We start from the raw sequence: 14592 nt of genomic DNA, 5'->3' as shown, positions 1-14592 counted from the left end.
CTTCGAGCTTTATAATTTAGAATCCGCGCTGCGCCTGTTACGAGAATGGACTAGTAGGTGGCCTGAGGAACCAATAGTTCAAGTCCATTCATATATTTACGGAGGGCATGAGGGATGTGTATTGACCCATCCTCCCTCTGATGATTCTCCAGAAGAGGAATCAGAATCCGCGGAGTAGCTACGGCTGTATTATTCAGGGAGTGACAGAACTTCAAGGTACCGTCATTCGGATCCCGGTAACGGATGTTGGAACGCCGTGCTTGAAAGTCCAGCAGATTCGAAGAGGAATGAGTCTCTCCATAAGCCTTGCGGCTTGGCATCCAGGTCTCAATATCGAACTGCTTGTAGGTCTTCTGAGACATGTCTCCAGTGCATACCGCCATCACCCGGTAGGGAAGCTCCAGCATCTGCAAGAGATCTTCAGCATTGCGGGTTATCTCTTGGAGCAGGGCCTCCGATTGTACCGGATCATTGGCGCACAGTACGATCTGTTCTACCTTTGAGAACTGATGCACCCGGTATAGCCCGCTTACATCTTTGCCAGCAGAGCCTACTTCACTTCTAAAGCAGATTGATGACGCTGCGAGTCTGATGGGGGAAGTGAGGTCTACAATTTCACCTGAATAATAAGTGACCAGAGGAACTTCTGATGTGCCTACGAGCCACTTATCTTCTTCATCAAGGTGATAAGACTGGTCCTGTCCAAGAGGGAAGAATCCCGTATTCGTCATGGCTTCTGTCGTGGCGAGCAGCGGCACTTCAAGGGGAACAAAGCCACGGTCTATCAGCATATCAAGGGCAAGCTGCTGGACAGCCCTGTGTAGAAGAACGCCTGCTCCGCGGAGATAATAGTTCCGGCTGCCCGCGGCCTTAACCCCGCGAGGGATATCAATTATACCGTGAATTCTCCCCAATTCAACATGATCTCTCGCTGCAAAATCAAAGACGGGAAGCTCTCCTTCAGTGCGCAATACTACATTATCCGCATCTGAGCCGCCAATTGGCGTGTCGGGTGATACGGTATTCGGAATGAGCAAGCTCATCTGGAGGAAATGCCGCTGCAGTTCTGCTAGATCGTTCTCAAGATGAGACAGCCTGGTGTTATTAGCTCTCGCCTGCTCTTTAAGCACAGCCGCTTCTTCAATCCGTTTCTCATACACAGCTGTGCCAATTTCGTCGGACAAGTTATTCCGGTTCTTCCTGAGCCGTTCAACCTCATGAAGCACTTTCCTTCTCTGATCATCCAGCAACAACAGCTCATTGACGTCCAGACGGATACCTTTCTGATTGGATATCCTTTGTACCTCCTCAGCATGGCTCCTTACCCAGTTCATATCTAACATGATCACCGCTCCTTTGTTTGTAAAAAATACAAAAAGCGCCCTCGTTTTTTGGGACGAGGAGCGCTAGGACTCGCGGTGCCACCCAATTTGATTAAGCCAATTTCATGACTTAATCCTCTTTGGTCCGCGGTAACGGGCGGTGCCGGTTAACTTAGAAGGAACGGATCCTTTTGACGAGAACGCCTCCGAGTTGGATTCTCTTCATCGGCATGATCTGCTGTGATATTTTTAGTAGTATAACCTATTTGTTAAGCCGTTAGCAAGAATGACAATGTAATCAGTGCCCAGACAAGCGGCACACAGACCAGTATATAGGCCAGCTTGAACTTTCTTGTATGGTAGGCCCACCAGCAGAAGTAAGCGATGAAGATCGAGGCAGGATAAGTGAACAGCATAAAAGAAGAAATTTCACGGAGCATAGGTAAATTCGGGAAAAATGAACCACCCGACAAGGCTCCGACAGCAGCCAGGATGACCCCGGGATAATACACAAGTGCAGCTGTATATACGAGATTTAATAGGGCTAGAACAACAAAGGCGACAGGATTCTTCAAGATAACCCCCTTGTCTTATTATGCAATAACAGCATTACATAGGCAGCCAAGACACCAGCAACGCAGATTCACCTGTAATTCAGATTAAGCTGTAACATATGCGCCAAGTAGCTTGACGGTGTTCAGTACAGCTTGTTTATGCGTACGCTCCATAGAGTGCGAAGCGTGTACACCAGGGCCGATCAGTGCGGCGCGTATGTTGTGGCCTGCGCCCAGCGCGGCGGAAGCATCGGAGCCGTAATACGGATATATATCCACCGCATAAGGGATGCCGCAGGCTTCAGCCAGCTCAATCAGCTTGGTGGTCATGTCATAGTCATAGGGCCCACTGGAATCCTTGGCACAGATGGAGACTTCGGTCTCCTTACAGCCGAGGTCCGAGCCCATGGCCCCCATGTCCACAGCGATCATCTCGTGGACTCCGTCGGGAATATGTGCGGCACCATGGCCTACCTCTTCATAATTAGAGATCAGGAAGACAAGGTCATGACGGGGTGTCCACCCTTCACGTCCCGACGATTCGATCAGGCCCAGGAGAGCGGCGACACTGGCCTTGTCATCGATATGACGTGATTTGATGTAACCGCTTGGTGTGATAACCGCGCGGGCGTCGAACGAGATGAAGTCCCCGGTCTGGATGCCCAGCTTCCGGACATCTTCCTTGTTCTCTACGAGCTCGTCAATCCGAACCTCCATATTGCTCTCGATGCGGGGATAATCTCTCGCATCACTGTATACATGAACAGAAGGATGATTTGTCAGTATCGTACCCGTGTACACCTTCCCGTTACGGGTATGAATTTGGCAATACTCATTCTCGATACTATTCATCGAGAAGCCTCCAACCGAAGTGATCGCCAGAGTGCCGTGAGCGGTAACCGATCTTACCATAGCTCCCAGAGTATCTACGTGGGCACTGAGGGCAATGCGGCGGCTGTTATCCTGGCCCTTGAGCGTTAAAATGGCGCCTCCCTTCTCATTAAGAGAGCAGGGAATACCCAGCTTATTGGCTTCTTCTTGAACTAGCTGGATAGCCTGCTTGGTGAAGCCGCTCGGACTTGGAGTATCGAGCAGTCTCTTTAGTACGTCCAATACGTAACTTTCGTTGACTGAAATATTCATGGTTCCTCCTCAAGGTGGATTGCATCAGAAAGGGCCGAATTTAATGACTGCTATTTCAGGTCCCGGAAAAATAAAATCTCTCTAGCAGTACGCTGAAACGTTCCGATCTAAGTGCATGTTATACAGATGGGCCATTCTTACTCTGAGGCTGATCTTCAGCAGGCTTGGAGTCAGGGAACACATAACCGGTTGCTTCCAGAATCTCATTGAGCTGAGCTTTGAGCCGGCGGTTCTCTTTGTCCAGCCGGTAGCCCCGGTATAAGCCGAACGAGCCGACAATAATTCCGCCGAGCAGTGTAGAGCCCAGGATAAGCAGAATGAGCGGGATTTGTACAACACCGAACAGCAGATTCACATCTACAGTTCGCACATTAATAACAGCAAATATTGCGGTAACTAGTGCAAATATCAAAGCAGCTATCAGGGACCATTGTATTCTCATGATGCACCTCCTCTTAGGACAGTATAAAATCCCTTACCCGCAGCGGGCAAGGGATTATCCGTTAGATTCACTCGGTTATTTCGTCAAATTCTCCATTTGTTCGATCAGTTCCTCGAATACACTCATCGCTTCACGAATCGGCTGAGGCGATGACATGTCAACGCCAGCCTTCTTCAGAATGTTGATGGAGTAATCGCTGCCCCCGCTTTTCAGGAAGCCAAGATAGCGATCCACAGCCGGCTTGCCTTCTTCAAGAATCTGCTTGGAGAAGCTGGTTGCGGCCGAGAAGCCTGTTGCGTATTTATATACATAGAAGCTCGTGTAGAAATGGGGGATACGGGCCCATTCCATCTCGATATCCTGATCGACAACCATGCCAGGACCATGATACTTCTTGTTCAGATCATAGTAGATCGTGGACAAAGCCTGTGGAGTTAGCGATTCTCCAGCCTCTGCACGCTCATGAATGATCTTCTCGAATTCGGCGAACATGGTCTGACGGAATACCGTCGTCCGGAACTGATCCGCATAATAAGTCAGCAGATACAGCTTCTGTTTCGGGTCATCAGCATGCTTCAGCAGATAATCCATCAGCAGGGCTTCATTGGTAGTCGAAGCCACTTCAGCAAGGAAGATCGTGTATTGGGCATCCCGGTACTTGAGGGCCTCATCCGAGAAATAAGAATGAAGCGCATGACCCATCTCATGGGCAAGCGTGAACATGCTGTTCAGATTGTTGTTGTGGTTCAGCAGAACATATGGGTGGGTCCCGTATGCGCCCCAGCTGTAAGCTCCTGTCCGTTTGCCTTCATTCTCATATACATCGATCCAGCGGTTGTCAAATCCGTCCTTCAGCACTTTCAGGTAATTGTCACCCAGCGGCTGAAGTCCTTCACTAACCAGCTTTTTCGCCTCGTCATAAGTGATATCCCATTTGTATTCTTCCACAAGCGGAGCGAACAAATCATACATATGAAGCTCATCCACACCTAGTAGCTTCTTCCGAAGCGCCATATATCTGTGAAGTAGAGGGAGACTCTCGTGAATGGTGTCGATCAGATTCGTGTAGACCTCTTTGGGAATGTTGTCCCCGTATAGGGACATTTCCAGAACTGATGGATACTTGCGGACACGGGAATAGAATATATTCTTGTTCACATTTGAACCGAGAGTAGTCGCTAGCGTGTTCTTCTGTCTGCCATAGGTTTCGTAAATGGCTTTGAATGCCCGCTGACGGACTTCGCGGTTCGGATTCTCCAGGAACTGGATGTAGCTTCCATGAGTCAGTTCCACTTCCTTGCCTTGCTCATCCTTGATCTTGGGGAACTTCATATCGGCATTGTTAATCATGCCAAAGATACTCTTCGGTGCCTGCGACAGGTTGCCGACCTGCGCCAGAAGTGCTTCCTCGGCTTTGGAGAGGACATGGGCTTTCTCCCGTTTGATCTCCTGCAGCGTGAATTTGTAGTCAGCCAGATCAGGGTTCTCTATGAATCCTTCAAGCTCTTGTTCAGGGAGAGACAGGATCTCGGGAGTGATATAAGAGAGGGCTTCGCTGATTTCTACACTGAGCTTCTTAGCCTTCTCGACCAGAGCCTGATATGTAGGATTTGTGGTATCCTCATCATGATGCAGATGTGCAAATACGAACAGACGCTCAATCTCAAGCGAGATTTCATCTTCCAGGGCGAAAGCCGCCTTGAGATTCGCGGCCGTATTTAACTTGCCTTCATACTCGGAAGCCTTGGATTTCTTCTGTTTGATCTGCTCATAGGACTGGTCCCAGGCCTTCTGATCAGGGAACAGGTCATTCAGGTTCCAGCTGTTAGCTTCAGCGACTTCGGAACGTTTAGGTAATGTGCTCATCGGTATCCTCCTTGGAAAAGTTAAAGATACTGGCCGTTCCTCTTGAACGGTCCGCTTATTCATATCCGGTGCTGAAGCGGTCACCAGGCAGCAAGTCATCATTATCGAGAGGAGCGTGGCGGATCTCAATGGCGTTTCCTCCCAATCTTTTTTGCCAATAGTATGACCGAAGATTAGGCACAATATGAGACTAAGGGGACTTGAGAGGATTCAATTAGGCCAAGTAACTGTAGATTACGAGTACAAAAGCCAGGACAATCATAACCAGGGCCGTTAAGGCCATAGGGCGCTTCAGCTTCGGGGGGATATTATTCTTGTTCATAATTAGAATGAATCCCAGTGCAATAGCCAGAACAATAAACAGGGCAACTCTTGAGTAATCCATAGGTATTTCACCAAAACTCCTTTAGGTCAATCTAGACTTGTTTGAAGGAATTCATCAGCGTGCGCCATTCTTCTTCTCTTCCTTCGAAATCCTCTTTGGGGAACCGGTTCTGCGCCCACTGCATCAAGGCCGGTCGGCTGAGGAATGTGTGCGTTTCTTCTCCCCATTGATCAGAGATTTCACGCAGGACAATATACTTTCCTTGTACTTCCACCGTCATCATATTCCACTTGTCTGTCTTGTAAATTTCATGTTTTTTGATCATCGTGCTTGGTCTCCAGTCTGCGGCATTTAAGTTCATGTATGCGTTCATATTGTGATCCGTATTATAGGAAAGCATTTGCAAAAGCTTTATAAAATCATAACGCACGGCCCTACGGAAAGCAAATGCAACCAAGGGGATTTCAGGTAAAAATCAGACTGGAGTCGCAGGGCTTTAGACGCGTTGCATTGGATTTACACATCGGTTATAATTTAGGTATTCGCCATTCAATGGCGTTATTTTAGGAGGTTGTTCATTTGAAAGGTACAGTTAAATGGTTTAACGCAGAAAAAGGTTATGGCTTCATCTCAGTTGATGGCGGCGAAGATGTATTCGTTCACTTCTCAGCGATTCAAGGCGAAGGCTTCAAATCCTTGGATGAAGGTCAAGAAGTTGAATTCGAAATCACTGAAGGCAACCGTGGCGCGCAAGCAGCTAACGTATACAAAATATAATTGCGCTTCAACTTATAAAGAAAAACACAGCTCCGCGTGGGCTGTGTTTTTTTGCCCAGTTTTGACCGGGTAAGCAGGGTAGTGATACACTGAAAAGTAAAGACTGATTATAATGGGGAGCGTTACGGTATGAAATTCAAATTATTCAAAGAACGTAAAGGTAAAGCTGACCAAGCCAAGAACAATCAATGGGTCAAATTAAGCCGTGAGATTTATATGCAGGCACGCAAAGGCGGCCCCAATCCGGAAGCCAACTTCGGACTTAAGACAGCCATCGCGAGTGCCCGTGCAATTAAGATGCCAGCGGATAATATAGAACGTGCAATCAAGAAAGCATCAGGCAACACGGATAATGTGGATTATGAGGAAATTTATTATGAGGGTTATGGTCCGGGCGGTGTTGCCATTATGGTGAAATGCTTGACGGACAATCGGAACCGGACAGCGGCGGATGTCCGTGCGATCTTCAACAAGAGAGGCGGTAACATGGGTGAATCGGGCTGCGTAGCTTATATGTTTGATGAGAAGGGTTCTCTTGTCATCGATCGTGAACAATTTGAAGATATCGATGAGGATACCTTGCTTCTTCAAGCCGTTGAAGCTGGAGCTGAAGATATGATTACAACCGATGAGACATTTGAGCTTGTAACCCATCCGCATGAACTGGAGACAGTGAAGAGTGCGCTCGAAGCGGAGAACTATGAGTTCAGCACGGCTGAGGTTCGCTGGATCCCGCAGAACACGGTGGATGTCGAAGGCGAGAATGCCGAGAAGCTGCTGAAGATGATGGATGCTTTCGAGGATAATGATGATGTGCAGGATGTCTATTCCAACTTCGAGATCAGTGCATCCGAGATGGACCGTATTGGTTAATGCATAAGCCTAAATAGGGCTCTTACCCCTGGTTGCCGGGGAGTAAGAGCCCTTTTGTGTTATGAGCTGAACTTTGGTGTGCTAATTATCTTACGTTGACCAGTCAACTGTTCAACTTACATGAATAATCGGTTAGCTTAGCTTCCCATGTTAGTCTACAATACGCAGAATCTCAGCTATGTCCTTGCGCGGCGTTGCTTTCGGTGAGACGGCAGGGTGGCCTAGAGCAATCACCATATTTACTCCGCGGTCGCCCGGGATACCCAGGAACTCTCTAAGCTGCTCTTCAGCCAGCAGAACCGGCCCGGTCATCGGACAGGTGGCAAGCCCTTTGGCATGTGCGGCAAGCATCAGGTTCTGAGAGGCCAGGCAACTGCTCTTCAGTCCTTCTTCTGCCCAGATCTCAGGACTGCCGAACTCCAGCGGATCGAATATTCTGTCACGGAACTTGGAAGCGTACGGAGTGGATAAGCATACAATCAGTACAGGCGCACCCGAGAAGGCCGTGGCATAAGGGCCGAATGATTTAACCAGAAGCTTGGCCTCGCGCCCCAGCCCCCGCTTCTCTGCCTCGGCTGCTCTTAAGTGCAGCTGCTCCCAGGTGAATTCCTCTATCTGTCTGATCTTGTCGCGGTTCACAACCGCAATGAATTCCCAGGTCTGAGAGTTCGTGTCGCTGGGTGCATACCTTGCACAGTCAATAATCTCTTCAATATCCTCGGTCCGGACGCTCTCCTCCGTGAAATCGCGTATACTGCGGCGCGTCTGGATAATCTCCTTGAAGTCCGTGAATTCCATTAATTTCCCACCTTCTTTAGGACTAGGTACTATTCTTCTTGTACCATTCATTATAGCGGATGAGCACCAGCTTTGGATAGGAGGAACCCACTAGATGCTACCACCTGAATTTCTGTGGCGAGGAAGCCGGTCCAGGTACTTGCTTGCGAATCCCAGAAAAGCGACAAGACTGAAGGTCATAGCAACGAGGTAGAACTCTGTACGCCCAAAATGCTCGTAAATGACGCCACCGAATGTGCCGCTGATAAGCCCGGACGCACTCGACCACATCACGGTGAACAGGGCTAGTCCGGTAGCCCGGTAATGGTCGGGAATAAGACGTGTTAAATACCGGACTGCAGTGACAAAAAAGATCCCAAAGGTCACGCTGTGCAGGGTCTGGATCGCAATTACACTATAAGCGGAATCGGTCAATCCCATGAGCAGGAATCGCAGAGCGAACATCAGACACGCGAATAAAATGAGCGGCAGCTCCTTGAGCCTGTCCCCATAGATACTAAGCAGAAAGAAAATGGGGATCTCCGAGAGGGAGGAGGCAAGCACTCCCCAGCCTACCAGGTTGTCACTAGCCCCCATTTCCTTCATGGCAATGGTGAGGAAGGCATCATTCATGCGATGACCGATCGCAAGGCAGAAGACACATCCGAAGAACCAGAGCAGCTCCTTTTGACGAAGTATGGTCCATAGTCCTGAGGCCTCCATCTTGTTCACAGGGCTAGACTGGTCACGGATGAAGAAGGTCAGAAATAAAGCGATGAGTGTCAGCAGAATGCTTATCCGGATCGTCCAGGACGTGCCAAGTGCGGTTAAGACATAACCGATGACAATCGCAAAGGTAGCAAATCCAAGAGAGCCAAATATGCGAATAACCGTGAAGCTCTTGCCATACTCTTTGGCTGTGGTGATCGCCATCGTATCAGCAAGCGGATAGATCGGGTAATAGAAGAAATAAAACATCATAATGACGATTAGTATCCCGAGAAAGGAGCCCGAGACGGACAACAGAATAGAGAACGCGAGCTGTCCGATCAACAGCAGGATAAGTACTTTCTTGATTGTGCGGTATCGGTCACTGATCATGCTCCACAGCAGGTTGGAGAATAGAGAGATCATCGGCCCTATAGCGTAGAGATAGCCGATCTGTGTGTTGCTGAATCCCAGGCTTCTATAGAAGAGAGGAAAGAAAGAGAAGACAAGGACGCTGATTCCGTACACTGTAAAAGTAAAAGCCCGGAGCCAGTTGACATCCCGCCGGATATAATGATGAGAACTCATGATTTAAAAGACTCCAATCGGTAATTGTAAGTAATATTCATATTACAGCCATCGTTAAGTATAGCATAGCGAAGCATCAATTTTGCCGGAATATCCGTTATAATATTGGGTAACTTTTACCTTCGGGAGGGAATAAGATTGGACGTTTTTGTATACGACAGCCGGTTGGGAATCAAGGTGCCGGAATTCGATACTCCATTCGAGGAGCTGCCTCTGTTGGAGAGACGGGGAATTATTGAGACATGGGAAGGTATACGCGGGCAAATTCCAACCCGGGTTATGCAGCTTGAACAGACTATTGTGATTAAGCTGGTGGAGCTGGGAGAGGAGAACAACTTCGACGTTTCCTGCAAGATTAACAGTGATATTGCAGAACTAGCGAGTATCATTAATGATCTTCATATATGGTATAGAATATCGGCTGATGAATCTGTGGGGAAGAGACACTCCTGAGTTTGTCAATGATTTTGTTTATTTGTAGAAAGAGAAGGTTCATATTATAATAAAGAATGGTTCAAACCAGTGATTGATGACTACCATGTGGAGGCAAGCCTTTGATTGATCTTGAAGAACGCCCATATCAGATACCCCGTGATCCGATCAGGCTGATGAGCCGGGTATATAAGTATTTATTGCCAGACGTGCGTTCTGAGCTGAATGAGTGGAGACAAAGGGCCGAGACGATACCAGATCCAGAGCTCAGGCAACAAGCTCTAGCGAGTATTGCTACCAAGGAATTTCATTGCCAGGGAGGATCTGTCTATGCAGCCGCCCACCTTGAGCAGAGGCATGTGCTGATCCCATTAATCGTAGCCTTTCAGACTATAAGTGATTACCTGGATAATCTGTGTGACCGAAGCACTTCAATGGATGCGGATGACTTCCGTCTGCTGCATCAATCTATGCTGGATGCAGTTGATCCGGCTGCACAACTGCATAATTATTACGAACTACGTGACGAGAAGGAGGATGGGGGGTATCTGCACCGCCTTGTCGCCACGTGCCGTAACTGTATCGCTGAGCTTCCCGGATATGAAGCGGCCAAGCCGCAGATCCTCAGACTGGTCAAGCTGTATACAGACTTGCAGGTGTACAAGCACATTAAGCCCGAACTGCGCGAGCCGGCGCTGTTGAAGTGGCATTCCGAGCACGGAAGCCTGGCTCCGGGACTTAAATGGAACGAGTTCGCAGCCGCAACCGGGTCCACTCTTGGAGTCTTTATGTTATTTCTGGCAGCAAGCCATAAGGATCTGGATCAGACAAGCGCAGAGATAATCAGACAAGCGTACTTCCCGCATGTATGCGGATTACATATCATGCTTGATTATTTAATTGATCAGGATGAGGACCGGATTGGCGGCGATCTGAATTTCTGTAACTATTACGATAATGCAGATGAGATGCTGAGCCGGATATCCCTGATTGTTCAGTCTGCGCGGCAGGATGTTACTGTGCTGCCGGCGTCATCCTTTCACAGGATGATTATTGAGGGGCTTCTTGCTTTATACTTATCAGATCCCAAAGTAAGCCAGCAGCAGGAGATTCGCAGCGTTTCCAGAAAGCTGATGAAGAAGAGTCCGCTGACAAGGCTGTTCTTCTTCGTGAACAGTCTCTGGATTCGGAAGCATGTTTAAGCAACTATACTGAGGAGGCAACTATTATGACACAAGTGAAAAAAATTGCCGTATTAACCAGCGGTGGAGATTCTCAAGGAATGAACGCGGCAGTACGTGCCGTTGTACGAAGTGGTCTGTATTATGGCCTTGAGGTTTATGGTATTCAGCGGGGTTACCAAGGCTTGCTGAATAACGATATTTTTGCGATGGATATCCGCAGTGTCGGGGATATTATTCAGCGTGGGGGAACCATTCTCCAGTCTGCGCGCTGTCTGGATTTCAAGACCTTGGAGGGTCAGCAGAAGGGTGCTCAAATTCTCCGGGATCGTGGAATTGACGGCCTGGTTGTAATCGGCGGGGACGGATCCTACCAGGGCGCTGAGAAGCTGAGTCGTCTGGGAATCAAGACGATGGGGCTTCCGGGTACAATCGATAACGATATCTCTTTCACAGACTATACAATTGGCTTTGACACAGCCGTTAATGTGGTTGTTGAAGCTGTGAACAAGCTTCGCGATACAATGTCATCCCACGAGCGTTCTTCCGTAGTGGAAGTAATGGGACGCCACTGCGGAGATATCGCTCTGCATGCAGGACTGGCATCTGGAGCCGAGACGATTCTTGTGCCAGAGGTTCCTTATGACCTGAATGAGGTTGCTGACCGGATGAAGGCGAATTTCGACCATGGCAAGAGACACAGTATCGTTATCGTTGCTGAGGGAGTAGGCAAAGGCGAAGATGTTGCCACTGCCCTGAAGGAGCGTTACCCTTCCATCGATCCGCGTGTTACGGTACTAGGACATATTCAGCGTGGTGGATCACCGACTCCATTTGACCGGAACCTTGCCAGCCGTTTGGGTGACTTTGCCGTGCGGAAGCTGATTGAAGGCGAATCAAACAAAGGCTGCGGCGTTCTCAAGGGTGAGCTTGTGCTTACAGACATCGAGCAAGTAGTCAACACCAAGAAGCCGTTCAATATGGAACTGTACGAGCTCGCTTCACGCTTGTCCCAATAATATAGTAACAGGAATAGACATAAGGAATCCCGCCGCTCTGGCTGTGGATTCCTTTTTTCTTTGCGCGCTCTATTTTGGCGTTATCCAGTGATTTGCTTAAGCACCTCCAGAATTTCCTCCGTAGGCCTGAGTCCCTTCTCTGCAAATGCGATCTTGCCCTCCAGATCGATCACAATGACTACACGCTGCTGGGTCAAGAAACCGAACGTCTTCCCGATCTCATATTGACTGCGGATTTCTCCGTTTGTATCAACAACAAGCGGGAAATCATAGCCGTGCTTGGCCGCGAATTTCTCATGGCTTTCCAGCGATCCGGGATTCACTCCGAGCACCAGAGCATTTAACCCGGCATACGAAGGTTCTGCATCTCTTACAGCACACAGCTGTTTGGTACAGCCTGGCGTATCATCCATGGGGTAAAAGATAAGCACGATGGGCCGGGTACCCACATGCTCAGCCAAATCAACCCACCCTTGTGTGCTTGCGGCGCGAAATAGCGGCGCTGTTGTTCCCTTGCTGAGCATTTAACAGTCACGCTCCTAATTGATCAAGTTAGAATGATGGCAATAGCTTGTATCCTTGTCTATTGTAGAACGTTAGTTTAGCAGATGCAAAGTGGGTGTGGACAATTCCACACCAGAGAGGCTGTTCATTCCGCAGGCTGGTGGGGCAGAGGACTGGGTGCACCGCTTAAGGAGCTTCGTTTCCTTCAGTCGGATTCCATTGTGACGTATCTGCTATACAGCTTTGGCTGGTTCGCAGGGATTGTCATAGCGGTAGCCACCATAATGCTTATTCATCGTATGCTAGCTGCTTACAAAAGAGTCGATGATCAATACGGCAAATCGCTGGTTCTAATCATCATGATTATGCTTGGAGCCCGGCTTCTGTACGGGCTGGTTATGGCCACGGGATATGTTCCTATTTTGGGCGTTAGCTTTCCTTTTGTTGGCTACGGCGGCTCTCACCTGCTGATTGAGTTCGCTGCTATAGGGTTGCTGCTGTCTGTTTATCGGAGAAAGGATCTCATTCGGGCAGCCTCAACCCGAGTCTCGTAAAGCGCGGCTGGCTGGTTCCATACGGAAAAATGCCGCCTGTATTCAAGTGAATACGGGCGGCATTTTTCTGTATTGGTGACCCTTCAATTGTTAGGAAGCCTGTCCGATCTTCCGGGCATACTTTTTCTGAATATAAGCGAGCCGAAGAAACAACGATATGGCGGCAACGGCGAGGCCGCTGATTAACCCCAGCCAATAGCCGAAGGGTCCCTGACTGGTGTAGTTCGCCAAGACATATCCGAGCGGTAGTCCAATCACCCAATAAGCTACAAAGGCAAGCAAGAAGGGTGAGTTCACATCCTTGTATCCGCGAAGAGCTCCCTGGATCGGAGCGGCAATCGCATCCGAGAGCTGAAAGAAGATAGCGTAGATTAGGAAATGCTTGGTAAGCTCGATCACTGCAGGCACATCGGAGTACAGCGAAGCAACGCCATCCTGAAAGACTAGCAGAATGATGGCAGTCAGGATGGACAGGCCTGCTGCCGTTCCTATTCCAAGATTCGCATACTGCTTCGCATCCCGGAGTCTCGCCGCCCCGGCTTCAAACCCCACCAGGATTGTTAAGGATAGACAGATACTGAGCGGAATCATATACAGTGTAGAGGCGAAGTTAAGGGCAGATTGATGCGCTGCGATCGTCTTCGTATCATATTGACTCATGAACAGGGTTACACCTGCGAAGACCGCCGTTTCAAAGAATATGGCAAATCCGATAGGAACCCCAATCTTGAGCAGCTCCTTCCATTTGGAGAAGGAGATCTTGTGCCATTTGCGCAGCATCCGGTACTCCGAGAATGCCTCGCTCTTGCGGACAACAAATATCGCCAGTATGAATATGCACCAATAAGTGAAGGCGGAGGCGATGCCGGAACCGATTCCTCCCAGCCGCGGGAAGCCCATTTTCCCAAAAATCAGCAAATAATTCACTAGAACATTAATGGGCAGGGAGAGCAGCGTAATTGTCATCGAGATCCGGGTTTGTCCGATGGAATCAATGAAAGAACGTAGAACCGTGTAGCCGAACAAAGGAATTATGCCGGTTCCAATAGCAACCAGGAAATAATGGGCCACATGCTGGACCTTTGGCTCAAGACTCATGCTGCTTAGAATAGGATCCAGCGCTATACCGCCTCCAATAAGGACCACCGCAGAGACGGCAAGAGACAGCCACAGTGCTTGCATCACATTAAAGTCAACCTGATTCCGCTCCTTCTTGCCAATTAGATGAGAGACTATAGGAATGATCCCCATCAGAATACCGCTTAAGCCAGTCTGGACAGGCAGCCAGAGACTGGATCCGATTGCAGCGCCTGCAAGATCAGCGGGGCTTGAATGGCCTGACATCATCGTGTCAAAAAAGGTCATCAGCGATAGGGTGATCTGGGTGACCAGGATAGGAATCAGGATGTGGATAAATTGGATATATTTCTGCTTCAAGCTGTAAGTCTGTTTCATTTCAAATCTCCATTTCAGTTAGCATTGCTTATAAATGTGAACATGTATTACACAAAGAAAAAGCCCAGTAAA

Annotated in this window: 17 protein-coding genes; 6 read left to right on the top strand and 11 right to left on the bottom strand. The window is 48.7% G+C overall.

All coding sequences use genetic code 11. The features are described from left to right. Positions 1 to 50: 50 nt before the first annotated feature. The 7 genes from serS to LDO05_RS13000 form a co-directional block, all read right to left on the bottom strand. The gene (serS, locus tag LDO05_RS13030; RefSeq protein WP_251375809.1) at positions 51 to 1343 is read right to left on the bottom strand and encodes a serine--tRNA ligase; all 1293 of its coding nucleotides are present in this window, start codon (positions 1341 to 1343) and stop codon (positions 51 to 53) included. 248 nt (positions 1344 to 1591) lie between these two features. Continuing rightward, on the bottom strand, positions 1592 to 1897 hold the full coding sequence (locus LDO05_RS13025; protein WP_251375808.1) for a hypothetical protein: 306 nt from the start codon (positions 1895 to 1897) through the stop codon (positions 1592 to 1594). Between the two features lie 84 nt (positions 1898 to 1981). Then, the gene (locus LDO05_RS13020) at positions 1982 to 3019 is read right to left on the bottom strand and encodes a M42 family metallopeptidase (RefSeq protein ID WP_251375807.1); all 1038 of its coding nucleotides are present in this window, start codon (positions 3017 to 3019) and stop codon (positions 1982 to 1984) included. Between the two features lie 118 nt (positions 3020 to 3137). Then, complete coding sequence (locus LDO05_RS13015; RefSeq protein ID WP_251375806.1) at positions 3138 to 3461, bottom strand: LapA family protein; 324 nt, start codon at positions 3459 to 3461, stop codon at positions 3138 to 3140. A 75-nt stretch (positions 3462 to 3536) separates the two neighbouring features. Continuing rightward, the gene (pepF, locus tag LDO05_RS13010; RefSeq protein ID WP_251375805.1) at positions 3537 to 5327 is read right to left on the bottom strand and encodes an oligoendopeptidase F; all 1791 of its coding nucleotides are present in this window, start codon (positions 5325 to 5327) and stop codon (positions 3537 to 3539) included. Positions 5328 to 5541: 214 nt separating this feature from the next. Beyond that, entirely contained in the window at positions 5542 to 5712 is a 171-nt protein-coding gene (locus LDO05_RS13005) for a hypothetical protein (RefSeq protein ID WP_251375804.1), read from the bottom strand. 31 nt (positions 5713 to 5743) lie between these two features. Continuing rightward, positions 5744 to 5977, bottom strand: a complete 234-nt coding sequence (locus LDO05_RS13000; protein WP_251375803.1) for a hypothetical protein — start codon at positions 5975 to 5977, stop codon at positions 5744 to 5746. A 254-nt stretch (positions 5978 to 6231) separates the two neighbouring features. Here LDO05_RS13000 and LDO05_RS12995 point away from each other — a divergent pair, with 254 nt between their 5' ends. Beyond that, a complete protein-coding gene (locus LDO05_RS12995; protein WP_251375802.1) occupies positions 6232 to 6429 on the top strand; it encodes a cold shock domain-containing protein in 198 nt (65 codons plus the stop codon). Positions 6430 to 6558: 129 nt separating this feature from the next. After that, on the top strand, positions 6559 to 7302 hold the full coding sequence (locus tag LDO05_RS12990; RefSeq protein WP_251375801.1) for a YebC/PmpR family DNA-binding transcriptional regulator: 744 nt from the start codon (positions 6559 to 6561) through the stop codon (positions 7300 to 7302). A 150-nt stretch (positions 7303 to 7452) separates the two neighbouring features. Here the strand turns inward: LDO05_RS12990 and LDO05_RS12985 are convergent, their stop codons facing one another. Further along, a complete protein-coding gene (locus LDO05_RS12985) occupies positions 7453 to 8100 on the bottom strand; it encodes a nitroreductase family protein (RefSeq protein ID WP_251375800.1) in 648 nt (215 codons plus the stop codon). 90 nt (positions 8101 to 8190) lie between these two features. Further along, on the bottom strand, positions 8191 to 9375 hold the full coding sequence (locus tag LDO05_RS12980; protein ID WP_251375799.1) for an MFS transporter: 1185 nt from the start codon (positions 9373 to 9375) through the stop codon (positions 8191 to 8193). Between the two features lie 138 nt (positions 9376 to 9513). Here LDO05_RS12980 and LDO05_RS12975 point away from each other — a divergent pair, with 138 nt between their 5' ends. From LDO05_RS12975 to pfkA, 3 genes are all read left to right on the top strand, one after another. After that, on the top strand, positions 9514 to 9828 hold the full coding sequence (locus tag LDO05_RS12975) for a hypothetical protein (protein WP_251375798.1): 315 nt from the start codon (positions 9514 to 9516) through the stop codon (positions 9826 to 9828). 155 nt (positions 9829 to 9983) lie between these two features. Continuing rightward, a complete protein-coding gene (locus tag LDO05_RS12970) occupies positions 9984 to 11009 on the top strand; it encodes a tetraprenyl-beta-curcumene synthase family protein (RefSeq protein WP_481857061.1) in 1026 nt (341 codons plus the stop codon). 26 nt (positions 11010 to 11035) lie between these two features. After that, complete coding sequence (gene pfkA, locus LDO05_RS12965; RefSeq protein WP_251375796.1) at positions 11036 to 12007, top strand: 6-phosphofructokinase; 972 nt, start codon at positions 11036 to 11038, stop codon at positions 12005 to 12007. A gap of 80 nt (positions 12008 to 12087) precedes the next feature. Here the strand turns inward: pfkA and LDO05_RS12960 are convergent, their stop codons facing one another. Next, positions 12088 to 12531, bottom strand: a complete 444-nt coding sequence (locus LDO05_RS12960) for a peroxiredoxin (protein ID WP_251375795.1) — start codon at positions 12529 to 12531, stop codon at positions 12088 to 12090. Between the two features lie 84 nt (positions 12532 to 12615). Here LDO05_RS12960 and LDO05_RS12955 point away from each other — a divergent pair, with 84 nt between their 5' ends. Then, positions 12616 to 13065: an FtsW/RodA/SpoVE family cell cycle protein gene (locus LDO05_RS12955; protein ID WP_251375794.1), complete on the top strand. Its 450-nt coding sequence runs from the start codon at positions 12616 to 12618 to the stop codon at positions 13063 to 13065. A 90-nt stretch (positions 13066 to 13155) separates the two neighbouring features. Here the strand turns inward: LDO05_RS12955 and LDO05_RS12950 are convergent, their stop codons facing one another. Further along, positions 13156 to 14520, bottom strand: a complete 1365-nt coding sequence (locus LDO05_RS12950) for an MATE family efflux transporter (protein ID WP_251375793.1) — start codon at positions 14518 to 14520, stop codon at positions 13156 to 13158. Between the last annotated feature and the right edge of the window lie 72 nt (positions 14521 to 14592).

Origin of the sequence: Paenibacillus sp. YPG26 (genome assembly GCF_023704175.1) — a bacterium.
Classification (GTDB): Bacteria; Bacillota; Bacilli; order Paenibacillales; family Paenibacillaceae; genus Fontibacillus.
This window is presented reverse-complemented; position numbering and strand designations above follow the sequence as displayed.

What these genes read in the sequence shown, in the direction of transcription:
- serS (WP_251375809.1), bottom strand. Translation starts at nt 1,343, where the DNA reads ATGTTAGATATGAACTGGGTAAGGAGCCATGCTGAGGAGGTACAAAGG.
- LDO05_RS13020 (WP_251375807.1), bottom strand. Translation starts at nt 3,019, where the DNA reads ATGAATATTTCAGTCAACGAAAGTTACGTATTGGACGTACTAAAGAGA.
- LDO05_RS13015 (WP_251375806.1), bottom strand. Translation starts at nt 3,461, where the DNA reads ATGAGAATACAATGGTCCCTGATAGCTGCTTTGATATTTGCACTAGTT.
- pepF (WP_251375805.1), bottom strand. Translation starts at nt 5,327, where the DNA reads ATGAGCACATTACCTAAACGTTCCGAAGTCGCTGAAGCTAACAGCTGG.
- LDO05_RS13005 (WP_251375804.1), bottom strand. Translation starts at nt 5,712, where the DNA reads ATGGATTACTCAAGAGTTGCCCTGTTTATTGTTCTGGCTATTGCACTG.
- LDO05_RS13000 (WP_251375803.1), bottom strand. Translation starts at nt 5,977, where the DNA reads ATGATCAAAAAACATGAAATTTACAAGACAGACAAGTGGAATATGATG.
- LDO05_RS12990 (WP_251375801.1), top strand. Translation starts at nt 6,559, where the DNA reads ATGAAATTCAAATTATTCAAAGAACGTAAAGGTAAAGCTGACCAAGCC.
- LDO05_RS12985 (WP_251375800.1), bottom strand. Translation starts at nt 8,100, where the DNA reads ATGGAATTCACGGACTTCAAGGAGATTATCCAGACGCGCCGCAGTATA.
- LDO05_RS12980 (WP_251375799.1), bottom strand. Translation starts at nt 9,375, where the DNA reads ATGAGTTCTCATCATTATATCCGGCGGGATGTCAACTGGCTCCGGGCT.
- LDO05_RS12970 (WP_481857061.1), top strand. Translation starts at nt 9,984, where the DNA reads ATGAGCCGGGTATATAAGTATTTATTGCCAGACGTGCGTTCTGAGCTG.
- pfkA (WP_251375796.1), top strand. Translation starts at nt 11,036, where the DNA reads ATGACACAAGTGAAAAAAATTGCCGTATTAACCAGCGGTGGAGATTCT.
- LDO05_RS12960 (WP_251375795.1), bottom strand. Translation starts at nt 12,531, where the DNA reads ATGCTCAGCAAGGGAACAACAGCGCCGCTATTTCGCGCCGCAAGCACA.
- LDO05_RS12955 (WP_251375794.1), top strand. Translation starts at nt 12,616, where the DNA reads ATGCAAAGTGGGTGTGGACAATTCCACACCAGAGAGGCTGTTCATTCC.
- LDO05_RS12950 (WP_251375793.1), bottom strand. Translation starts at nt 14,520, where the DNA reads ATGAAACAGACTTACAGCTTGAAGCAGAAATATATCCAATTTATCCAC.